The organism is Paenibacillus sp. GQ49 (assembly GCF_059759055.1).
Window position 1 is genome coordinate 372064 of the sequence record NZ_JCAXEL010000003.1, and the last position, 23471, is coordinate 395534.

At 44.5% G+C, this 23471-nt stretch carries 14 protein-coding genes; all 14 read left to right on the top strand.

Features of this window, described 5'->3' with window-relative positions:
* Positions 1-85: 85 nt before the first annotated feature.
* Positions 86-970: a flagellar hook-basal body protein gene (locus AC6CIF_RS08770; RefSeq protein WP_498199089.1), complete on the top strand. Its 885-nt coding sequence runs from the start codon at positions 86-88 to the stop codon at positions 968-970.
* Positions 971-1612: 642 nt separating this feature from the next.
* The gene (locus AC6CIF_RS08775) at positions 1613-2452 is read left to right on the top strand and encodes a flagellar hook-basal body protein (protein ID WP_340984100.1); all 840 of its coding nucleotides are present in this window, start codon (positions 1613-1615) and stop codon (positions 2450-2452) included.
* A 12-nt stretch (positions 2453-2464) separates the two neighbouring features.
* Positions 2465-2689 carry a DNA-directed RNA polymerase subunit beta gene (locus AC6CIF_RS08780; RefSeq protein ID WP_017691949.1) on the top strand — a complete coding sequence of 75 codons (225 nt, stop codon included), beginning with the start codon at positions 2465-2467 and terminating at the stop codon, positions 2687-2689.
* Between the two features lie 488 nt (positions 2690-3177).
* Positions 3178-3609, top strand: coding sequence for a 3-hydroxyacyl-ACP dehydratase FabZ (gene fabZ, locus AC6CIF_RS08785; RefSeq protein WP_498199091.1), 432 nt, complete (start codon positions 3178-3180; stop codon positions 3607-3609).
* Positions 3610-3721: 112 nt separating this feature from the next.
* Positions 3722-5443: a phospho-sugar mutase gene (locus AC6CIF_RS08790; RefSeq protein ID WP_498199093.1), complete on the top strand. Its 1722-nt coding sequence runs from the start codon at positions 3722-3724 to the stop codon at positions 5441-5443.
* A gap of 217 nt (positions 5444-5660) precedes the next feature.
* Positions 5661-7682 (top strand): DUF5693 family protein, encoded by a 2022-nt coding sequence (locus AC6CIF_RS08795; protein ID WP_498199095.1) that lies wholly within the window; start codon positions 5661-5663, stop codon positions 7680-7682.
* A complete protein-coding gene (gene csaB / locus AC6CIF_RS08800) occupies positions 7658-8839 on the top strand; it encodes a polysaccharide pyruvyl transferase CsaB (protein WP_498199097.1) in 1182 nt (393 codons plus the stop codon). The genes AC6CIF_RS08795 and csaB overlap by 25 nt, the downstream gene beginning before the upstream one ends.
* 7 nt (positions 8840-8846) lie before the next feature.
* Positions 8847-9608, top strand: coding sequence for a WecB/TagA/CpsF family glycosyltransferase (locus tag AC6CIF_RS08805; protein WP_498199099.1), 762 nt, complete (start codon positions 8847-8849; stop codon positions 9606-9608).
* A gap of 372 nt (positions 9609-9980) precedes the next feature.
* A complete protein-coding gene (locus AC6CIF_RS08810) occupies positions 9981-11108 on the top strand; it encodes a glycosyltransferase family 4 protein (RefSeq protein ID WP_036612523.1) in 1128 nt (375 codons plus the stop codon).
* Positions 11109-11274: 166 nt separating this feature from the next.
* Complete coding sequence (locus AC6CIF_RS08815; protein ID WP_498199100.1) at positions 11275-15234, top strand: S-layer homology domain-containing protein; 3960 nt, start codon at positions 11275-11277, stop codon at positions 15232-15234.
* Between the two features lie 205 nt (positions 15235-15439).
* Entirely contained in the window at positions 15440-15781 is a 342-nt protein-coding gene (locus tag AC6CIF_RS08820; RefSeq protein WP_036612519.1) for a hypothetical protein, read from the top strand.
* A 519-nt stretch (positions 15782-16300) separates the two neighbouring features.
* The gene (locus AC6CIF_RS08825) at positions 16301-19876 is read left to right on the top strand and encodes an S-layer homology domain-containing protein (protein WP_498199102.1); all 3576 of its coding nucleotides are present in this window, start codon (positions 16301-16303) and stop codon (positions 19874-19876) included.
* A 131-nt stretch (positions 19877-20007) separates the two neighbouring features.
* Entirely contained in the window at positions 20008-22686 is a 2679-nt protein-coding gene (locus tag AC6CIF_RS08830; RefSeq protein WP_498199104.1) for a hypothetical protein, read from the top strand.
* Positions 22687-22796: 110 nt separating this feature from the next.
* Positions 22797-23390 carry a hypothetical protein gene (locus AC6CIF_RS08835; RefSeq protein ID WP_498199106.1) on the top strand — a complete coding sequence of 198 codons (594 nt, stop codon included), beginning with the start codon at positions 22797-22799 and terminating at the stop codon, positions 23388-23390.
* Positions 23391-23471: the final 81 nt, after the last annotated feature.

The window sequence follows — 23471 nt, forward strand, 5'->3', positions numbered from 1 at the left end:
CAAAGGTTCGCCATGCTCGGAAAGCAGAACGGACAAGCAGCCAACCTGTGATGCAGGTCAAGCGCTTGAGGAGAGGGGTTAATTCATGTTAAGAGGTCTGTACACCGCTACTGCGGGAATGATTACGCAACAACGCCGCCATGACACAGCAACACAGAATATCGTAAATATGAACACCACGGGATACAAACAGGTGAACAGCGTAAGCCGTTCCTTCCCGGAAATGCTCATTACTTTGGTAGGCGGAGATGCAAATCTTCCAACAAAGCGGCTGGGCAAGCTGAACACGGGGGTGTTCGCGGAAGAGAGTTTGTCCATGAATTTGCAGGGGACCATAATGGAGACTGGGCAGAAAAATGATTTTTCCATTTCATCCAATATGACGGTCAATGATCCGCAGACTGGACAACCTATCCCGTTTGACGCATCAGGCAAATTTGTACGGGCCGACGGCACGGTGACTTACCAGCCTCAGGCGTATTTTACAGTTCAGGATGCAGAAGGTAACACCGGATATACACGCGATGGTCACTTCGAGATCACTGGAACGGGACAATTGCTGAGTTCAACAGGTTCACAAGTGTTGGATAATAATGGACAACCTGTAGTGTTGACAGGTTCTGTGGAGCAATTTAAAGTGGATGAGCAAGGCCGTTTGGTAGATGCAGCAACGGGTGCACCAACAGGGGTTACTCTTGGCATTAGTGTCATTGACCAGCCGAATCAACTGGTTCGTCAAGGTAATGGCAATTTCAGTCTCAGCGATGCAAACGGGGCAACGGCCCGGATGATGGCTGCTGGTGATAATGTGCAGATCCGTCAGGGGTACCTGGAAGGCTCGAATGTTGATGCTTCACAGGCAACGGTTGATATGAACGCCGCATTCCGTGCGTATGAAGCAAACCAGAAGATCGTACAATTCTACGACCGCAGTCTGGATAAAGCCGTCAATGAAGTCGGGCGTGTATAACGCCGACGTTTAAATATAACCGCGCAGCGGAGAGCCAAACGCCCTTTGCGCAGCAAAGCAGAGAGGCTCACGCGAAGCGCAAACCACACGCAACCGAGCTATGCGAGGAATGCGTGGCAATACCTGAGCGCAGCGACGGTCTCGACAGTCCTTTGCGAAGCAAAGCAAGGAAGAGACCCCGCGGAGCGCAAAAGCCTAGACGCAGCCGAGCCTATGCGAGGAATGAGTAGCAGTACCTGAGCGTAGCGACGGTCTCGACAGCCCTTTGCGAAGCAAAGCAAGGAAGAGACCCCGCGGAGCGCTAGAACCTAAACGCATCCGAGCCTATGCGAGGAATGCGTGGCAATACCTGAGCGCAGCGACGGTCTCAACAGCCCTTTGCGAAGCAAAGCAAGGAAGAGACCCCGCGGAGCTACACGCAGCATAAAGAGCGTGCCGTGCTATGATTCAGCCTTGTGAAACGATGGCGGGAATCATAGTCGGGCAGTCGCGGCGCATACACACCACCGCCACTTAGCAAGATCGTACCCCACTTACCTAATCCGCCTGTTTCGGGAGTCCAGAGGGCAGCGCCATCTGGGGCCCTCCCTACTAGGGAGGGTTTGGGAGGGTGGACAGGACACAAGGGAGGGTATACCACCAATGAATAATTCCATGATTAGTGCCAAGGTGTCCATGACTGCGATACAGCAGCGCCTGGATGTCATTTCCGATAATATTGCCAACGTGAATACGGCAGGCTATAAGAGCAAACAAGCGGCCTTCGAGGATGTGCTGACCCGGGTTCAACAACAACCGGACAAGTACAAACTGGATGGACGTTCCACACCGATGGGATATAACCTCGGTTTTGGTGCTCGTTTGGCAGATGTAACGAAGGATATGTCTCAAGGCCCCTTGAACGAGACTGGTCTTCCGACCGATCTGGCCATTGAAGGAAATGCGATGTTTGCAGTTGAAGCGAATGGGGAGAAAATGTGGACACGTCAGGGTGCATTTCATTTTGTACCTGATACAAGACCTAAGCCTACTCCGAATTCACCTGATATGATGGTGATGGTCAATGGCGAAGGCCACTTTGCCCTGGATCGTCAAGGCAATCGTATTACGGCACCGAATAATAGCAAAGTTGCTTTTGATGAAAATGGCAACCTGTTAATCCGACGCGGTAATGCGGCAAACGCAACCATTGGAGCACAGCTGCAAGTGGTAGACATTGAACGTCCTGAGGGGCTGGTGCAGTTTGCGGATAACCTGTTTGGTCTGGATGCGGGATTAACCGAAGATGATGTATTTGGCGCTAATGCAGCTACACGTCAAGCAGCGGCCTTGATCCGTCCAGGATTTCTGGAGCAATCCAATGTTGATATGACACAGGAGATGTCTTTGCTTATGCAAGGACAGCGGACATATCAGCTGGCGGCAAAGGCGCTAACTTCAAGTGATTCCATGTTGGGACTTGCCAACAATATGAGAGCGTAAAAGGTGAATGTGATGACAGAAACACAGCAGCAGAACAGTAAGCCGGAGAAAAAGGAAGTCAAGAAGAAGAAGAGTGGATGGCGCATCGCAAGATGGTTCCTGGTTCCGGTCCTGCTTGTTCTTGCCCTCGCTGGCGGAATGGTAGCTGGATATGTGGTACTGGGCAAACAGGATATCGGTTCCGTATGGCAATGGAGTACATGGGAACATGTATATAATCTGGTGTTCGCTCCATAATGTAACGAGTTAAGCGAAAACTCCTGCGCAGGCAGGAGTTTTCTTTTTGACGTTGAAAACAGTATAATGATGGATGACGTTTGACGTCACAAAAGAGGCCTCCCCTGCGAAAGACATTTGTCATCGCGAAGAGAGACCCCTTATCTTAACCTTCACTACTGCAGTCATGAAGGATATAACTAGTGTTAACCGAAAATATGCTTTCCATACAAAATTTAAAAATTAAAAACCTTTTATATGAGCTTCGACTTGATCATAATCAGGTTTTCCATGTCCGCACTAAAGTCAGTGAAGGGAACGGAATCGTTCGAAAGAAGCGAAGCGCTCGCCTTTGTTTCCGAATGTTATCCATCTGAAAAATAGTTCAGAAACATTAGGAAACAACAGCGATCGAAAGAACGATCCGTAACCGTAACGGTCACCTATGCGCACATGAAAAATCCATGATGAAGAACGCTCATATAAACATCCTGAGAGGAGATTACACTGTGCTCGATATTAAACAGATCCAAGAAATCATCCCGCATCGCCCCCCGTTTTTGCTGGTGGACAAAATTCTAGAGATTGAGGATGGCAAACGTGCCGTTGGTCTGAAAAACGTAACCATTAACGAACCTTTCTTCATTGGTCATTTCCCAGAGTATCCGGTAATGCCGGGTGTACTGATTACAGAAGCGCTGGCGCAAGTTGGTGCAGTAGCCATTCTGAATTTGGAAGGCAACAAAGGAAAAATCGGCTTTTTGGCGGGACTGGACAACTTCCGATTCCGTGGACAAGTTGTGCCCGGAGATACGTTGATTCTGGAAGTGGAGATTACACGTCTGAAGGGTCCTATTGGTAAAGGTAAAGCAACTGCCCGAGTGAACGACAAAGTGGTCGCTGAAGGCGAGATCATGTTTGCACTGTCTGACCCAAGCTGATTATATACGTGAGCATTGACATCATGCAGGAACGTAGACGGACCGGAATGATGCAAGATGCTGAAGTAACTCAGCACACCTGAATTTATATAGACGGAAGGGGTTTATCGGAATGGAACAGTTAAGCACAGCAGCAGCAGAGACGTTGCAGCAATGGTTGGAGGATGCTTCGATTGATGAAGCAACGAAACAAGAGCTTCGTGACTTGCAGGATCAGCCGAAAGAGCTGGAGGAACGTTTTTACAGAAACCTGGAGTTTGGTACAGGGGGATTGCGCGGAGTCATTGGTGCCGGAAGCAACCGGATGAACCGTTACACCGTAGGTCGGGCAACGCAAGGATTTGCGCGTTATTTGCTTGAACAGCATGGTGACCAAGAAGGCAAACCTTCTGTTGTCATTGCTCATGATTCCCGTCATTTCTCACCTGAATTCACACTGGATGCTGCGCTTGTACTAGCTGGAAACGGCATTGTAGCCAAGCTGTTCCCATCCCTGCGTTCAACTCCTGAGTTGTCATTTGCGGTGCGTAATCAGAAGGCAACTGGCGGAATCGTTGTAACAGCGAGCCATAACCCACCGGAATATAACGGCTATAAAGTCTACAATCATGAGGGCGGTCAATTGGTACCGGCTGAAGCGGAAAAAGTCATTCAGTACATCCAGGAAGTGCCTTCCCTAGCTGACGTGAAGAAACTGACGCAAGAAGAAGCAGAAGCTCAGGGGCTCTTGATCTGGTTGGGTGAAGACCAAGATCAAGCATTTGTGGATACCGTAGCAAGTCGCAGTCTCAGTCGCGAACTGATCCAATCCGGCATTGGCCGTGATTTCAAAATCGTTTACACACCGCTACACGGAACAGGTAACATCCCTGTACGTCGCGTGCTGGAGCAGATCGGATTCGAGCAAGTGCATATTGTAGCCGAACAAGAACAGCCGGATGCTGAGTTCTCTACCGTGAAATCCCCTAACCCGGAAGAACGCGAAGCGTTTACCCTCGCAATGAAGTTGGGGGAATCTGTTGGTGCTGATATTCTGATCGGAACAGATCCGGATGCAGACCGTATGGGTGCTGTCGTGAAAGACAACGATGGCAAATATTTCGTCTTGTCCGGTAACCAGTCTGGTGCCATTATGGTACATTACCTGCTCAGTCGCCTGCAAGAGACCGGAACACTGCCAAGTAACGGTGCGGTTGTGAAAACAATCGTAACAAGTGAGATGGGTGCTGTTATTGCTGAACATTACGGTGCAGAAGTGATGAACACACTGACAGGCTTCAAATATATCGGTGAAAAAATGAACCAGTTCGAAGCAACAGGCAGTCATACATTCTTGTTCGGATATGAAGAGAGTTATGGCTACCTTTCTGGCAACTATGCCCGTGACAAGGATGCTGTCCTTGCCTCGATGCTGATTGCTGAAGCAGCTGCGTATTATAAGAGTCAAGGCAAGACGCTCTATGATGTCTTGCAAGAGCTGTACAACCAATTCGGATACTTCTTGGAGAAGCTGGAGGCCCGTACGCTGAAAGGCAAAGACGGCGTAGCTCAGATTCAAGCCAAAATGACGGACTGGCGTTCCAATCCGCCACAAGAAGTAGCGGGAATTGCGGTACAAGATGTACTGGACTACTCCCTTGGTCTGGACGGTCTTCCGAAGGAGAACGTACTGAAGTTCATTTTGGCAGACGGTTCATGGTTCTGCTTGCGTCCTTCAGGAACAGAACCGAAGATCAAAGTATACTTCGCCGTGCGTGGAGAGAATTTGGAAGATGCGGAAAGCCGGATCGAGCGTCTGGTGACTACAGTGATGTCGCGTGTAGACGCACAATAATACGAATGCAACAATGAGCAAGAACATGAGAAGGCCTCTCCGCACCGTAAGGTTGGTTGGCGGAGGGGTTTTTCTTTGAAATAAAAGTGTAGATGGTTCTAGCATATAAGAGGGCTTGTTGACACAAGCTGTTTGTAACCTATTGTATGAATGTTAAATGAACGAATTACTTGAGCTGAACGTGCATTTGGTTCCAACACTTGAGGAGGTACATGTAGTGCGTCAAAAATGGCTTTATTGGAATAACGCTTCTCGGAAGTGGTTGTGGCTCGTCGTTATTATCGGTCTGGTTGCGTCCATCCCTGTAATCAGTGATCGGGTGCAGACAGAATCTTCTGCCAAAAAGGTGGAGCTTGTCTTTAACTATCGAGGACTGCTGGATATCTCAGCGTATCAGGCACATCCGCAAGATTTCATGAATGAACAATTGACTCGTCTAAAAGACGCAGGCGTAACAACGATGGCTGTGTTCGAAAGTACATTGGACGAGCTGAGAAAAACACGCCGACTGATGGTATATAACGGCCAGGATCTCGCGAACCTGACTAAAGATGTGATCCCTTCTAATGCAAATTACACGTATGTGTTATTTACATCAGAGGAAAACGCACAGACGTATACCCCTATTATTGAACAAACGTTCGCTGATCGGCAGATTCCGGTAGTACCATGGGAATATGAAGGTCGTAGCGGCTTAATATTGCAGACTCCTCCGGAGAATGCCAACATGCAACCTTTGCAGCCCGATCCGGTTGCCGTGAAGATGCTGCGTGATAAAGGTTTCTACATTTTGCCGCGGATCTCGGACAGTGTGCCATACAGCCAGGAATCAATGGAGCGCTTGCTTACCTTCTTCGAAGAGAATGGCGTAAAGCGCATCTTGTTTGATGGTGATGCTGTGAAAGGGTACAATGATAATGCAGACATGAAAAGTCTCGACCAATTCGCACAGTTGCTGAATAAGCACAATATTGGTCTTGCAGCCATTGAGAACTTGAAGAAACCGCAGTCTGGGTTCCAGACTCTTGCTTATAAAACGGATTACAACGTTACGCGTCTGTATTCGCTTAGTGATGGAGATGCCAATCTAGACGTAGATACGATTGCTGACCGTTTTGTTCTGGCAACCAAGGATCGCAACATTCGTATGCTCTATATGAATGCATCGCCAAGCCGGAATACAGCAAAGGCCATGATTACAGATCCAATTGAGAATCTGATCAACAGCCTGGGTGAACCGGGTCATGCGGTAGAACGCATGGCGAAGCATGGATTCGAGCTAGGACAAGCTGAAGCATTTACAGTTAAGGATTCTTCGATTCAGCGTTATGCCAAGCTGGTTGCTCTTATTGGTGCAATTGCGATGATTGCACTTATGGTTTCTTATTTTATCCCACTACTGACCTTGATCGCATTTGTGGTTGCATTGGTGGGCAGTGCAGGATTGTTCCTCTTGAAACCAACGCTGCTGGAGCAAGGAATTGCCTTGCTTGTGGCAATCGCCGCGCCGACCATAGCAATGGTGCTGGCTGTTCGTACAGTGAACTATCAGCAACAGCGTCAACCAGACGCATCTGCGGGTCGTCGTTTGAAACAAACGTTGGTGTTATATGTAAGAACTTCGATTCTGTCATTCCTGGCGGTACCTTTTGTCATCGCATTGCTTAACAGTATTACGTACAGTCTGGTCATTAACCAGTTCCGCGGCGTGAGTCTGTTGCACTTTGCACCTATGGCACTGGTAGCGATCTATATTGTGTTTTATCGTGGTTCAGGTTCGTTCTCTATTAAGAAAATTAAAGAAATGCTTCGTATGCCAATTAATGTTTTGATGGTTGTTTTGGCACTTGTTGCTGCCGTTGTTGGATACTATTACTTGAGCCGTACAGGCAACTCGGGTTCAGTAACACCATTCGAGATGTTCCTTCGTACTACGTTGGAAGATACGTTCGGTGTACGTCCGAGATTCAAAGAATTTATGCTGGGACACCCGCTATTTATCGTTGGCGTGTTCGCCGCTTTAAAATATCGTAAAGTCATCTTTGTGCTCATTATTGCAGCGATTGGACAGTTGTCCATGGTGGATACGTTCGCGCATATCCATACGCCGGCTGTATTGTCACTCATTCGTGGAGTGATGGGATTGGGACTTGGCTTAATCTTCGGTATCATTGCTGTGGGTGTGTGGCAAGTAGCGGAAGGATGTTGGAAAAAATGGTCACCACTTCTCAAAAGTTAGTCATCTCGGGGTATTACGGATTCCGCAATAGCGGAGACGAAGCGGTGCTAAAGTCGATTTTGACAGCGCTGGAAGAGGAAAGCCAAAGGTCGAACATAACGATTGAACCTATTGTTCTCTCGGGTGATCCCGAGTCGACAACCGCCATGTACGGTGTGCGCTCCGTGCATCGCATGAAATTGAAGGAAGTCCGTGAAGCACTCAAGGAGAGCGACGGGTTAATCAGTGGCGGAGGAAGTCTATTGCAGGATGCAACTGGACTGAAATCCATTCCTTATTATCTGGGTGTAATCAAGCTGGCTCAGTGGCTGAAAAAACCAACGTTTATCTATGCACAGGGGATTGGCCCTGTGAATCGTAAAATTTTTAATCCGATGATCAAATCAGTCTTCAAGTCCTGCACCTATGTATCCGTTCGGGATGAACAATCTGCAGATTACCTGCGTGGGCTCGGGTTACAGTGGAATCAGATCCATGTTGTACCCGACCCAGTAATGGGCTTGCCATTACCTGAAGCAAAAGTTGAGAGGGGCGCAGGTGCTGTCTCAGCAGATGCTGCTCCTCAAGCTAATCGAGTGGAACCTTCAACTGGAGGACATACCAAGCTTCCTGTGATCGGCGTATCGGTACGTTTCTGGGAGTCAGACCGGAAGGAACTTACGGCTATTGCAGCAGGATTGAAAAAGCTATGCTCCAAAAGAGCGGTGCACTTGCGTTTTCTGCCGTTTCATTTGCCAGTTGATGAACAGGCATCACGATTCCTTATGGAAATGCTCGGTGATGTGACCAGCAAAGGCAGTGAGATTAGCATCACAGAAGATCTGACCGATCCTCAGCTTATGCTAGAGGAAGTCAGCAAGTGTGATCTCGTTATCGGTATGCGTCTGCACAGTCTGATCTATGCAGCTTCGCAATATGTGCCTCCGGTGGGTATCTCGTATGATCCGAAAATCGATCAATTCCTGCTTCGTCTGGACAGTGAACCAGCAGGCAACACGGATACACTCGATGGCGACAAACTCGCGAAGACTGTTGTTGGACTGCTGGATCAACGTTCACAGTGGTTGAAGGAACATGAAGAAGGCATCACCCAACTGAAGCAGGAAGCCAGAGTGCCTGCACAGCAGATTATTAACTATTTAGGCCGCAAAGGATGAGATAAAGATGAGTCAGACCGGATCAATACCTACCGTTTCAATCTACGGCATTCCTTTTTCCAAACTGACGATGAAAGAAACGGTGAAGGTTCTCCAGGAAGCTGTGCTGTCCAAGCAGACACCACATCAGGTCATTACAGCCAATCCAATTATGGTCATGGCTGCATTGGAAAATCCCTCAATCATGGAAGTCATGCAAGCTGCGGAATTGATTGTTCCTGATGGAACAGGTGTCGTATGGGCTGCGAATTATTGTGGAGATCCTGTAGCTGAGCGAGTGCCGGGTTATGAGCTTTTACATGAATTGCTGCGTGTTGGAGAAAACTATCGATGGGGCGTATATCTGCTTGGTTCCACCCCTGAGGTGATTCAAGAAACGGCAGTTCGGTTACAACAGCAATATCCGGCGATTCGAGTTGTGGGTTATCGCGACGGTTATTTTGGTCCGGCTGAGGATGAACAGGTCATCGCTTCCATTCGGGAAGCGGCACCTGATCTGTTGTTTGTAGCACGTGGGGCGGACACCCAAGAACCGTGGATTCACAAGCACAAAAATGCGCTACAGGTTCCCGTAACCATGGGCGTTGGCGGCAGCTTTGATGTGATTTCGGGCAAAACCAAACGTGCGCCTATGCTGTTCCAAAAGTTAAGACTGGAGTGGTTTTATCGCTTATTGCGTGAACCAAGCCGGGCTGGCCGGATGCTTGCGCTTCCGAAATTCGCTGTTAAGGTGATGCGTGACAAAGAAAACGTGACGAAAGTCCGTTAAAAACAGGTAATTGCGAGATAAATGCGTGTTTTTGCTAGAAATTGAGGATGGCTTTTCGGGTGTGATGAGCGTATAATTCATTCCGGATTACATGTGTGCCACTCCATGAAAACAGAAGCGTTACACTTGGCACTACGATTGCAAGGCAACCTGTCGATCGCCGTTATCCCCAGATTTCCTTTTATCCTTTTCCAAAGGATGAAATCCGGTGATAAATGCGAACGTTACACTTCTCTAGGTTTTCCTTGCACTCTCCGTTATCGTGTAACAGAATTTTTCATCAAAAGTGACTAACAAATAATTTTATATATAAAAGAGATCAGGGGATTTATAATTTCGTACAGGTATTATAATTGGGGGTCGAATGTTCAAATGGTAGCGATCTTTATCATTGGATTTATCGTGTCAATGGGACTGGCTCTTGCCCTGACACCACTTGTCAAAAAGTTCGCAGTCCGCATTGGCGCAATGGATACGCCGAATGCACGTAAAGTACACACACGGATCATGCCACGTCTTGGTGGTCTGGGGATATTCCTGGCCTTTATTATTACAGTTGCTGCATTGCTTCCGTTTGTATCGGCATGGTTCACAACTCGGGATATGAGTTTTGTCAGCGCGTTTCTGATTGGTGGAACAATTATTGTACTGATCGGAGCACTCGATGATCGGTTTGAACTATCAGCCAAAGTGAAGTTGCTTGGTCAGATCGTTGCTGCTTCTGTCGTTGTATTCGGATTTAATATCCGGGTAGATTTCGTTAACATTCCTTTTCAGGATTCCTATTCTTCACTCGAAGCTTGGGTATCCATTCCGCTGACGATCCTATGGATTGTTGGTGTAACTAATGCGATTAACCTGATTGATGGTCTGGATGGTCTGGCTGCCGGTGTATCTGGTATTGCAATTGGTACCATTGCCGTAATGTCCTTCCTGATGGGTAACATGATGATTGCCTTGATGTGTCTTGTATTGCTGGGTAGTATTATCGGCTTCCTGTTCTTCAACTTCCACCCGGCCAAGATCTTCATGGGGGATACCGGATCACTATTCCTTGGTTTCTCTCTGGCGATGCTGTCCATGCTCGGATTCAAACAAATTGCTATCGTGTCCTTTATTACACCGCTGATCATTATCGGTGTGCCGCTCTCGGATACCTTCTTCGCGATTATCCGTCGTGCGGTACAACGGAAACCGATTTTCGCACCGGATAAAGGTCACCTGCATCACTGCTTACGTGAACTTGGATTCAGTCACCGTCAGACGGTACTGATCATTTATGGAATTGCCGCATTCTTCGGAGTTCTGGCGATTATCCAATCTTCCGCTGCCATGTTTGAAGCGAACTGGGTAACGTTTGTGGTCATCTGTATCATGATGTTCTTCCTCCAGGTGGGAGCAGAAGTCATCGGACTTGTTAGCAAGACGAGAAGACCGGTTATCAACTTCCTGATGCGCATGCGCGTCAAGCTGAATCCGGAGACCCGTTCGAAATCATAAATAGATAAATGTAATGGTTATAGCTATTCTTGAATATTATTCCAGACCCAACCTTATCCCTCGTGGATAAGGTTTTTTTGTTTATTTTGAGATTTTTACTAAATAATTGGAACCTTTTGCCGATATATAAAGGTAACTGACTTAAAAAGAGGAGAGATGATATTTAATGCAACAAAAGAAACGGCCGTTGGTCTGGATGATGTTGGTCACCATGGTGTTCTCATTGTTCCCACAAGGTCTATTCGGTGGTTCCGTTGCTTCGGCAGCTGACGCATTTTCCACATACTTCACGCCCTCGGATCAAACAATTCGAGAAAGTTCCAGACTCTCACTAGTTTTTGATTCTACTCAAGGTAAGGATAACTCCAATTTCCTAACCCGTGATAAGGTATACAAGAGCCCTACCTCAGCGCTGACAATTACAGGTACATTCGCCATGGTGAGTGGGACAAGTCTGAAGGTAAAAGTTGAACAGTTGAAATTAGTCGAACAAGGAACCCTTAAGACATGGACTCCGGACGAGACCCGTACAGTAACAACAGCTATTACGGATAGTGGAAGTAATCGATTTACAGCAAATGATGTTGCATTGTTTTCAGGATTTAACAAGATCACGTTTATCGGAACACAAGGTAACAGTTCTGTAGAAAGCTCCGATAGTTTCTATGTGATGTATGATCCGGCTCCTTATATTGAGAACTTTGTATTATATACAGATCGAACTGTTCCAGGCGGTGGTGTAAGCTACAACTTGAATGAGGGAACAGAGACGGTAGTGGATACAGAGCGTGTTGATTTCCAAGGTACGGTTAAAAACGCAACGCAGGTTTCGCTCTCGGTTAATGGTGCAGAACCTATTGATCCACCAGTTACTTCAGATGGCAGCTTCTTCGCATCACAAATTAAGTTGTTGCCGGGGGAAAACATTCTGAAGTTTAAAATTGAAGGTCAGCCTAACGGTATTGAAACAGAACGTATCGTGTATTATTTTGATAAAACAAAACCTTTTGTAGATCTTAAGGTGAAGATTGGAACTGAAACTAAATCCGTACTGAGCAGGGACGAAAAGTCAACATTTACGGATCCAAATCAAACCACAGCAACATTGTCTGGGCAAGTATTGATTCCTTATGTTGAAGGCAGTGGTAAATTCGCTGATGAAGGTGTAGTAACAGTTCAAGGACAACCCTACACCGTTATTATTGGTGCTAATGATGAGAAGTTGATTACAGGTCCTGACGGAAGATCTGTAAGATATCGTATGGTATCATTTACTTCTAATGATGTATACAACCTGACTGCAGGTAAGAATCAATCGCTTACTGTAAGGGTGGCTCAAGGCGCATTCAGTGCAGAATATACAACCAGCTATTTATACTCGCCTGGTTCACAAGACATCACGAACCTGTACTACCTGCCTAACTTTAAACCAGGATCTGCAATTACGTCCAAAGTACCGCTTAACGGCGCGACATTACAAGAGGATAAACTGTATATTCTCGTAGAATCGAGTAGCTCACTTGATAAGATACCAGAGCCTGTCCTTAAAGGAGCTTATCTGCCATCAGGGCTTAAGACGGTGGATATGACAGAAGTTACGAATGTCTCAGGATTAACTGATAAACAACAAGTGTATGAAATTAATGGTCTTGCAAGTGGTAAGCAGCAACTTCGCTTCTCCTTTAGTGATACGCCAGAGCCTGAACTGTCTAAAATCGTTGAAGTTACCTATGCAACGATCAGTTCGATCTATGTTGGAAGCTTGCAAACAGGAGAAACTTATGAGTTTGACTCCTCTGCAGGGAAGCAATACGTGAGTGTAGAGGGAGAATTGCTTGGCTTCAAAGATCTGACTGCTTTGAAAGCAGAGATGATTGTGAATGGTCAATTGACTGCAACGACTGCCACAGGACTGGTGACTGGGCCTACTTTAGATGTTGAGCCTCCAACACCTATTCCTGTAATCGAATTTCCAAAAACTCAGAAATTCAAATTTAGCTTACCGATCAAGCGAAATGGTCCAATATACTATGGAGAAAATACGATTGAACTTCGCGCTGTAGTTGATGATGGGGGCGGAAGGCCCAAAACAATTACAACCTTGCTGAAAATCAATGTGATCGATACTTATCATTCAACCATATCTACATTTATGCCAACGCGTATTCCAACAAGCAGAGAGTCTTTTGATAATTCGGTAATTGGCAATTACACACAAGAGAAGCTAAGCAGAATTTTTGCGGTGACTCCTGATTTTATCTTTAAAGATGAAAAATATGTAACGAGTGAAAAAGAGTTTGACTTGGTATTCAGAGGTGCTGGGGCCCAGAATGTAAATCTGAGCTTTGGATCAAAAGTCATTTTCAGCCAAACATTGAATAATGATAATGTGCTTCAGAGTAAAGATACTGGCAATACGGCTGATTATACCGGGTCAGACTTTGCGGGTAATCAAGATGCATTTATTGGCCGGATTCGCGGCTTGAAATTTGATGCGCCTGGTACACAAGTGTATACACTTGAGTTAATTAACAGCACAGGGGCTCGTTCTACTCAAAGAATCGAGATCGTGCGTGAGCCTGCATCTTATCGGATATTAGCTCCACAACCTACAGTGGGTGATCAGATCGTTGTTAATAAAAACTTTGTCCGCTTCGATATTGAAGCAGAAGGCGCAACTCAAGTGAAGATTGGTAAAGACATAGCTGAGAAACGTACAGACTTAAACAATCGTTTTGTGCTTGATTATGTAGATCTTAAGGCGGATAAAGAGAATAAAGTGAAGATTGAAATTACCCGTCCAGGCGGGAAAATTAATGATACGATCTCTATTTACTATACAAGTGCAGTAACGACAAATTCGGAGTATATGGCTCCGAAGGTTGCCAATAAATATACGGCGTTTAATAAAAACTTGCAGTTGTCTTTCCCGAAAGGAACTGTGTTACAATCTCAAAACTCAATCGGTGTAACAAAGTTTTATCCAAATAACAAACTGTTGTTTGGTATTGCGGAACCGAAAAAAGGGATTGTAGAGAAGATCAATGATTATGGTTATGACACCGAAATTGGTGGAGAGAATAAGCCGAAAATTGAAATACCGCTTGCTGTCTCAGGGAATTTCGCATCTTCATTGGACACAGGTGACTTTACCTTAATCTCAGATATTTACTGGATTAATGGTGGAGTCGGTGAACTGGGTAGCAAAAGTGATAGTAGCTATAAACCAGGTACGGATGGTCTCACTCCTTACAGTATGGAAGGGATCTTCTCTACATTCGCTTCTGAGCGTATTCTCACACCGTCTAGTCGAGGATCATTAATTTTGAACTATGATCCGTCTATTGTGGATGATGTTGGTGCTACAATTACGGTATTCCGTCTTTCCGATAAAACCAAAACAGGAACATGGGTTCCAATTGGCGGCAAGGTGGATACGAAGAAACATACCATTACAGTCCCATTCGATGAATTTGGATATTATAAAGTAATGAAACAGAGCAAAAGCTATGCGGACATTACTAATCACCCTTGGGCAAGAAACTACCTTAATGCCATGTATGCCAAAGGTCTGATGAAGCCATTGAAGAGTAATTCGTTTGGTGCAGATGATCGTATAACTCGTGGTGAGTTCGCAACGTTGCTGGTAAAAGGCATGAATATTCCAATTACAACGCCAACACAGCAGACCTTCAGTGATGTAGGAAAAGGTACGGGAGCGGAGATTTGGAACTATGAAGCTATTGAAACTGCAGCACGTGTAGGTATCATTACGGGACGCAGTGACGGCTTCTTCCAGCCGCAGTTACCAATATCAAGAGAAGATGCGGCGGTAATGATTGCCCGCGCCATGAATGCTAAACTGGCTGCTAATGACGACAAACTGTCGCAAGCATTAGGTAAGTCATTTTTGGATTCTGGTTCAATCGAATATTATGCACGACCAGCTATACAAGCCGTAACCAAAGCCAAAATTATGGATGGAAGTCCGGTTACAGTAGCTGGATCTAAGAAAGCACAATTCCAATTCAATCCAAAAGGCAATATGACTCGTGCTGAAGCTGCTAAAATTGCTGTAGAGCTGCTTAAGAAAAGTACAGGTCTATTCCCTAAAACCTTGAGTTAATTCATTTGATACATGGAATCAATTTAGGAAGGACCTGTCCCTTACTCTAAAGGGCAGGTCCTTTTCATGGCTGTCAATGAATTGACATAGAGTACTTTTATAATAGAAGAAACAGAATTTTTACCAATAACTATTTTTGTAATTTGCTAGAGTTTAAGATACAATAACGGTAAATACACAATGATCTAGAGGGTGAAGTTAGCTAATGAAACCGATTTATTCGAAAGCCCAGCTGGGCTACATGAAGGCAAAGACACAGTTTGAGAAGCAGGCAGTCATTCTGGAGAAAAAGTTGGAAGATACACGCAAGACTCAGGAGATCTCTCAGGAAGTTATGGAAGGGCTTGTACAGTCCACTGGCTTCCATGATGCGTATAACAATCTGGTTCTGGCTGAGAATGAGTTGATTGAATGGTCTCACACGACGATGAAGCATGAGAAAACGTACCGTGAGAACAGACAACCAATTGACGATATGTATCTGAGATTGAACAGTGATCCAAATATGCGAGCTCAAATTATTGAACTTGCGATGAAGATTAAATAACTTATATTTCCAGAACTGCACCAGAAGCATCCCAATAGGGGTGCTTTTTTATTTTGTTTTTTGTGAATTTTGTCGCTTCATAGGTTGAAGTTGCGGGTATAAATAAACGTTGGTAGCACAGACAAACCAGAGATCGCAATTCCAGATTCACTGCTGTATCAACGGTTTGAAAAGGTTTTGAATAGCTTCAATACCCGCACTGTACCTATACATAAAAAAAATCAAAACTTTTTTTGTGCAATCCGCAACTTTTTGAAATCTACTGCGTTTAAAGTGTAGAGTCGAAAACATTGGGCCTGTTACCAAGAATGACCTCGTGAAGAATCTTGTCTATTTTTTAGAAAAAATTGCTTTACGGCACGAGAGACCCATTGTATAATACGTAAGGTAGGATTAGGAAACTACTCTATTTACGTGTGATTCTGCTTTACCAAACTAGTTTACAAGTTTCTGTGATATGCTCACAGACATCATTTATATTAACTTGCTCACAACTCTGGAAAGGGGGTGCAACAATATATGAGGAATACGAGCGACCCTATTAAAAAAGAAAATTCAAATGTTATGAACGCCCAAGGAGGAGAAAAAAAGGTTATGAAGAAAATTTTATCCGTAGCATTGTCTACAGCAATGGCATTCTCAATGTTTGCATCTGTAGCATTCGGTGACACAGCAGTTTCCCCGCAACAACAGTTTGATGCATTGAAAGCAAAAGGTATCTTCAACGGTTATCCGGATGGTACAGCAGGTCTTGACAAAGACATGACTCGCGCTGAGTTTGCAAAAGTTATCACTAAATTGCTGGGTCTGAAAGAGATCACTGGAACTCTTTCTTACACTGACAAAAACTACACAGCTAAAAACTGGGCTGTACCTTACATCGAAGCAGTAACTGCTGCTGGTATCATGGAAGGTAAAAACGTTGAGAAGAAAATCTTCGACTTCAACGGTAAAGTGACTGTGTCCGAGATGGCTACAATCCTGACTCGTGCATTGGATCTTGAAATCCCAGCTGAAACAAACAACACTGCTCCAGCTTGGGCTAAAGGTTATGTTCAAGCAGCAATCAACGCTGGTTTGGTTGATGCAAACACTAACTTCACAGCTAACGCTTCCCGTGAATTGCTTGTAGGCGCTGCTTACGCAATTGACGAAGCACAAAGCTTGAAAGTATCTTCTTACACAGTAACTGAAGGTGGAAAAGTTGTTGAATTCAAAATCAGCGACGGCGAAACTGTAAAAGTTACTTTGGATAAAGCTCTTGAAGCTAACAAAGAAACTGAAGTGAAATTTACTTACAAAGAAAAATCTTTCACTGAAAAAGTTACTTATGTTGTAGAAGCTGCAACTAAAGTACAATCCGCTTCTTCTGTTAACTTGAAAGAAGTTGACGTTGCTTTTGACGGTAAAGTAGACAAAGCTACTGCAACTGACAAAGGTAACTACACTGTAGACAGCAATTCCAAAGGAATCAAATCCATCACTTTGTTGGCTGACGGTAAAACAGCTCGCCTGTTGTTAAACGAATCCAGCAAATTCACACAAGGCACTACTTACAAAGTAGCTGTTAAAAACGTGAAATCTTCTACAGGTACTGTATTGCCACAAGGTGAAGTTTCCTTCACATCTGCTGACAATGTACTGCCTACAGTAGCAGAAGTTAAAGCACTGGGTACTAAAGTTATCAAAGTAACTTTCTCTGAGCCGGTTGTAGCTCCAACTAGCAGCAACTTCCAATTGGATGACAAAGCTTTTGTTGGATCTGTAACTCAAGGTGCTAACCAACGCGAAGTAATTCTGCGTGACTTCACTGGTTCGATCGCTACAGGTGATCACAAACTGACTACTTCCCTGGTTGAAGACTTCGCTGGTCTGAAATCTTTGTCTGCAACAACTGACTTCACTGTAGTTGCTGATACTGAAGGTCCTAAAGTATCTGAGATCTCTGCTACATTGGAAAAAGTAACAGTTACTTTCGATGAAGAAATCGATCCTAACTCCGTTACTAACGATAGCTTCTATTGGAAATCAGGCGATACTAAGAAAACTGGTAAAGTAACACAAGTTGCTTCCAATGTTTACGAAGTTGAGTTTGATCAAGCTAACCGCCTGCCAGGTTATGAGTCCACTTTGTTCGTAGAAGTGAAAGACTACTCTGGTAACGCTAATGCTGTGAAAGAACACAAAATCAACGCCACAGTTGACTTGGTTCGTCCACAAGTAGTTGAAACTACTTTCGGTGATCGTACAAACACATTGACTGTACGTTTTGATAAAGCTGTAAGTGCAGCTGATAAAAAGTATTTCACAGTGAAAAAAGGCAGTGATAACGTTCCAGTAAATAACGTTACTGCAGCTGACAGCTCTAACAAAATCTTCTATGTTACTTTCTTCAGCGAACTGAAAACAGGAACTTATAACCTTAAAGTTGCAGATGTGCAGGACACTACTGCACTGAGAAATACTTTGGTTGAGTACAATGGAACGTTTATCGCTAATGATAGCGTAAGTCCATCTGTTCAATTCGTAGATTACAATGAATCTACACGTAAGGTTACACTGAACTTCGGTAGAGAAATGGATCTGTCTACTTTGAATAACAAAGGAAACTACTACATTTCCTTCGTTAAAAATGGTGGAAACGCGCAAAGTATTGCATTGCCAACAGAAGCAACTGTAAATGCTGTAAACGGTGGTAAATCTGTTGTTATTCAGTTCCCTGAAAACATCGATGCTACACGTGTTACATTCGGTCCTGCTGGATCTGTTAAGAGCATTACTGCAGCTGGTTTGAAATCCAAAACTGGTCAAATCGTTTCTATCAATACTAAAGAATTGAATGACGCTGCTAACAATCGTCTTCAATGGACTGGTGCGGTTCAAAAAGATGCTAGAACTTTCGAACTGGAATTCAACCAAGTAATTGCTAATGCAAGCTCTAGTGATTTCCGTATTGCTGGTCAATACCCTGTTTCTGTAACTGTTGATGAGAACAAAGTTACTTTGAAAACTGATCGTGACTATGTAGGTGGAATCACTAATATCACATTGGTTTCTAACAACAACATTGAAACTTACTCTAACAACAGAACGAATTTGACTAACGATCAAACTTCACCTGTTAACAGCAATGTTTCTCCTAAAGTACAGAGCGTAGGTATCTCTGTTAATGGTGCTGTTGTTGCACAAAGAAATGCTGATGATGAGTTCTTCGTAACTTTCTCTTCTAATTTGACTGGAGAGCAAGCTCAAATCGGAAATGACTTCATCGTAATTAATGAAGCAACTGAAAAAGAACTTGTTCTTGGTGAAGGTTATACGGCAGAAATCGTTGCTGCCTCCCCTAATCAAGTGAAAATCGAAATTATTGGTGCTACTGCTACTGAAAAACAACCAGTTACAGTGCAAGTTAGAAAAGGCGCTAAGTATTTGAAAGCAGCTGGAACTAACGGTCCATTGGTTGCTGAATCCAGTAAATATACTGTAGTTGCTAGTTCTACATCTACAAATAACGATGTTTCAGGTGCTGCTGCTTATGCACCAGCTACAAACGCTACATTCGCAAAAGTTAATGCGAATGGCTTGAGCTTTACTTCTTCTAAAGCAGGAGAAGTTGGTAATGTAACTGTTGAATTAGAAGTAGTTGCCCCTGGAACTGACATTGAAAAAGTTGCATTTAGTGCAGATGGTAAAAAAATCACCGTTACTACTGATGCTACAGTAAGTGATATTGTTACCGCAGCAGAAGCTAAAGCAGCTGATCTTCCTTATACAATTGTTGGTGGTACTGGAGTTCTTCCAACAACAGGAACTACTGATTATGTACTTGTAGGTGGATCTGACGCTAAACAAGCAACAGTAACAGTACAACTTAATAAGGCTGCAAGTGGAGTTGTGAACCAAGTTGCTATCACAAACTCCGAAGCAACTAAAAACTACTCTGCTGAATTGCAATTTGCTAATGGTGCTACTACAAGCCAAGTGCTCGTAGTTAAACTGGGAACTGATACAATTAAAGCAGATAGCACATTGTCTGGTAAACTTATCGTAAATAATGAGCAAGTTAACCTTACTACAGGAACTATCACGAACTAATCTTTAATTATTAAACCAGAGAACTTTGTTCTCTGGTTTTTTTTCTATTTAAAACCAACAACATCGTAACTTTCTCTCCCTGCTAAACGTTTATACTATATAGCAACAAGCAACTTATGGGAGGTTTGGAAGTGGATCATAAAAAGGTCATAACGACTTTGATAACTAGTATGTTATTCATCAGTTCAAGTGGAGGTTTAGTAGCTGCTGCTGCTGCAAATACACCAGCTAACTCAGGTAAACCTACTACAAATAACAGCGCAACAACAAAGAAGCAACAGACTACACCCACGAATAAAGTCGTACATACCCTGGCTAAGGTGCCTGCGGTCAAAGTAACTGCACGGAGTACCGTGAAGCTAACCGACGTTAATATCTTGTCTCAAGACGACGGGAATACGGTGACGTATACACTGACGTATAAAAATAATGACAGCACACCGATGATGATGCTCGATTATTGGAGCAAAGTGAAAACAAAAGGTGGAACAAGCTTCTCTCCAAAGCTGATCGCCAAGGATCAAGAGAAGAAGACGGTATCACCGGGTTCCACGATAGATCTCACATATGTTATGAAGGTTGGACGTGAAGTGAAATTAAGTGATCTGAACTTCCTGATTGTGAAGTGGGATTTCAGTAAACCGAATTATGAAAGCACGCTGGGGAAATTCAATGTTCCCACATCTTATAGCATCACTACACCTGTAGGCAAAACGAAGACGGTTCGTCTGATTGATTCAGCTGTCAAGGTTAAAGTCTCTGGTATTAAAGTGTATCCAGGTGAAAATAAGAAACAATACGTCAAAGTTGGCGTGAACCTAAATAATATCAGTTACAAGCTATTGGATAATCCAAATATCAAGTGGATTCTACGTACACCAGGTGGTACGAATTATCCGTTGACCCCGGATAAAGATAGTACGGGTGTCAGTATTCAGGCACAGGCCAACAAAACGTTAAATTTAATGGCTTCTTTGCCTACAGCATTGAAACTGGAAAAGTCGGAATTGCTGCTCGTTGAAGAACAAGGTGAAGAGAAGACTGCTCTACCGGTGGCAGCATTACAGCTTCCTGTCGCTAGCCAAACCAATGTAAACGTAGCAGCGAATCAACCGAACATCATCTCTATTGATGGACAACCTGTTTCGACTCTTCTGGAATCGGCTCGTGTGCGTGCAGAAGATGAGGAATTTGATCTGACCATGCAATGGGTATTGAAGAACCAAGGCAAGAAAGAAGTGAAGGTTCCCAAATATGCATTGGAGATCCGTACAGAGGATGGTACTTCCTATCCGATCGAGACGAAGCTACTGGATGATCTCAAGTTGAAGCCAGGTTCAACGAAGACGATTAAGCTGATCTCTACGATTCAAGGGGATGGCGATACGAGTAAGATCAAATTTGTTGTGATGACACCTACTACCAAAGATGAGAGCAAAGAAGGGGAAACGACTGGCGGAGGCACGAGTGGCTTTGAGTTTTCCTATCCTGTTGGCATCTATGCTATTCCTGAATCCGTAACAAGTGGGGATGGACTTACGACGGAAACGGTCATTAAGAATAGTAAAGGTACATTCGGTGTATCTGTAGGCTCTTTGCAACGTCTTCCGTGGACAGACAGTGATATTATTGCTGCCAAGGTCACCATCCGTAATGCATCGGCCAAAACGGTTCAATTGCCTGAACTGGAAGCGATGTTTACAATCGATTCCGCACGTATTGATGGAGATACGAAGCTGATTCGTGCAGAAGGGGGTAAGTTGCTAGGTTCTGGCATGGTCACCGAAGCTTATCTCCTGACGAAGATTCCATCTGAGCTTAACATGAGCCGTTTGGAATTAACTTTGCTGGAGAAAGTGAGTGAGGAAGAAAAGAATGATTGGATTACCCTCAGTACGTCTGGGTTAATTCAGCCCCTCTCTTATGTGGGCGAAGGGAAAACCTATACCCAGGGCACTTCTGATAAAGAAACAGAGCTGGGCATACGCAGAACATATGTGTATCCAGGATCTTCTTCCGATATTGTATACACCGAATTCGAGATGACGAATAAGTCTCTGCGTCAGAGTGGACTTGCGAAGTTGGTAGGATACTACAAAACAGCAGATGGTCAATATTACAAAGCAACAGCCAAGCAGGCAAACCGTGTACCGGGACCGGGTCAGAAGAGTATCGTTACGTTCTGGGCCAAAGTGCCGAAGAGTGTAAAAACATTATCTGATATGCGTCTGATTGTAGGTGAAGGGGTTGCTGACAACAAGTTTGTCACCGGTGAAGGTGAGGCAACGGCTTATGTTAATGCCATGTCATTTGAAGTGCAGCCGAAATCATTATCTGTTCTATCATCTCTGAATGATATAGACTTGTATCCGTTCAAATTCTCGGGCAGCAATATTAAAGCTTATCTTACAGGTGGAACTTCAGTACAGATTGAGATGATCTACTCCTTAACACAGGAGGAAGCTGTGGATAGTGGAGAGTACGGACATAAGCTGATTCTGTCTCTAACTGATGGGTCAGGTAAAGTGTTCGATAAAGAGATCACACCAGGAACTGATCTGAAGACAGGAATTAACCAAACGCTCAACTGGAGTATTGATGATACGGTATTTGATAAAATACGTGGTGGTTCATATCGTGTAGCCTTGTATGATGTGTTCGAGGGTCAACGCATCCGTCTTGCAGAACAAGGCTATAGTTATGATGTGTCCAAACTGCCTAAAGAAGAACCAGAGTTTCCGGAATTCCCAGAAGAGGGATCTTCTGATAGATACGAACCGGTAACTATACCAATTAACCGCATAAAGTAAGATAGTTAACCTCGTCTTCGACAACACGGAGACGAGGTTTTGCTTGTCGCATGGCATTTTTTTCTCTATAGTTAAAGTTAATAGATTACCAGAGGAGGAAAATGATTCACATGAAACCTTATATGAAAGTATCCCTCGCTGCGCTCGCCATTGGTGTTGGCGTGTGGGTTGGGTCGGTATACAGCAATACAGCCATCGGTGCAGGTACAAGCCAACCAGGAACAGCAGATGATCCGGTTGTAACAAAGAGTTATGTAGATCAGCAGATCCAACAGGCTTTGGGCGGTAAAATCCCGACAGGAAGCGGTAATACCAGTACGGGAACGGACAGTAATGCAGGAAATGGTAACAATACAGGCTCCACAGGAACCGGGAACTCCGGTAGCACAGGTGGAGACACATCCCTTCCTCCACTGGTCTCGGGCGCTTCTGAAGCCGTTGAGATCGTAACCGTGAAGCCGGGTCAACAGCTGATCGGCAAGTCTGGCGCGGAGTTCATTGTACGTAGCGGTAAAGCTGTGATCGTCAGTGAAGGTACGAATGGTGTAGCTGATCTGACGGACGGGATTGACCTGACGAATGGGCAGGCAGCGCCGACCAATCACCTGCTCTCTTTTCCAAGGGATGGACGGGGAATCACGGTATTGGAAGGAAACAAATACAGCCTAACCGTAATGGTTCGTGGTGGATATACTCTGAAATAGGATTTGTAGCTGTTAAAGGAATTATTCATTAGTCATTCATTTCATTTGCTCAGATTAACCAGTTCTAACAAACATTAATAC

Bases quoted from the DNA above. Each gene is read 5' to 3' on its own strand.
- AC6CIF_RS08780 (WP_017691949.1), top strand. From the start codon at position 2,465: ATGACAGAAACACAGCAGCAGAACAGTAAGCCGGAGAAAAAGGAAGTC.
- AC6CIF_RS08810 (WP_036612523.1), top strand. From the start codon at position 9,981: ATGGTAGCGATCTTTATCATTGGATTTATCGTGTCAATGGGACTGGCT.
- AC6CIF_RS08835 (WP_498199106.1), top strand. From the start codon at position 22,797: ATGAAACCTTATATGAAAGTATCCCTCGCTGCGCTCGCCATTGGTGTT.
- csaB (WP_498199097.1), top strand. From the start codon at position 7,658: ATGGTCACCACTTCTCAAAAGTTAGTCATCTCGGGGTATTACGGATTC.
- AC6CIF_RS08805 (WP_498199099.1), top strand. From the start codon at position 8,847: ATGAGTCAGACCGGATCAATACCTACCGTTTCAATCTACGGCATTCCT.
- AC6CIF_RS08770 (WP_498199089.1), top strand. From the start codon at position 86: ATGTTAAGAGGTCTGTACACCGCTACTGCGGGAATGATTACGCAACAA.
- AC6CIF_RS08775 (WP_340984100.1), top strand. From the start codon at position 1,613: ATGAATAATTCCATGATTAGTGCCAAGGTGTCCATGACTGCGATACAG.
- AC6CIF_RS08790 (WP_498199093.1), top strand. From the start codon at position 3,722: ATGGAACAGTTAAGCACAGCAGCAGCAGAGACGTTGCAGCAATGGTTG.
- AC6CIF_RS08815 (WP_498199100.1), top strand. From the start codon at position 11,275: ATGCAACAAAAGAAACGGCCGTTGGTCTGGATGATGTTGGTCACCATG.
- AC6CIF_RS08825 (WP_498199102.1), top strand. From the start codon at position 16,301: ATGAGGAATACGAGCGACCCTATTAAAAAAGAAAATTCAAATGTTATG.
- AC6CIF_RS08820 (WP_036612519.1), top strand. From the start codon at position 15,440: ATGAAACCGATTTATTCGAAAGCCCAGCTGGGCTACATGAAGGCAAAG.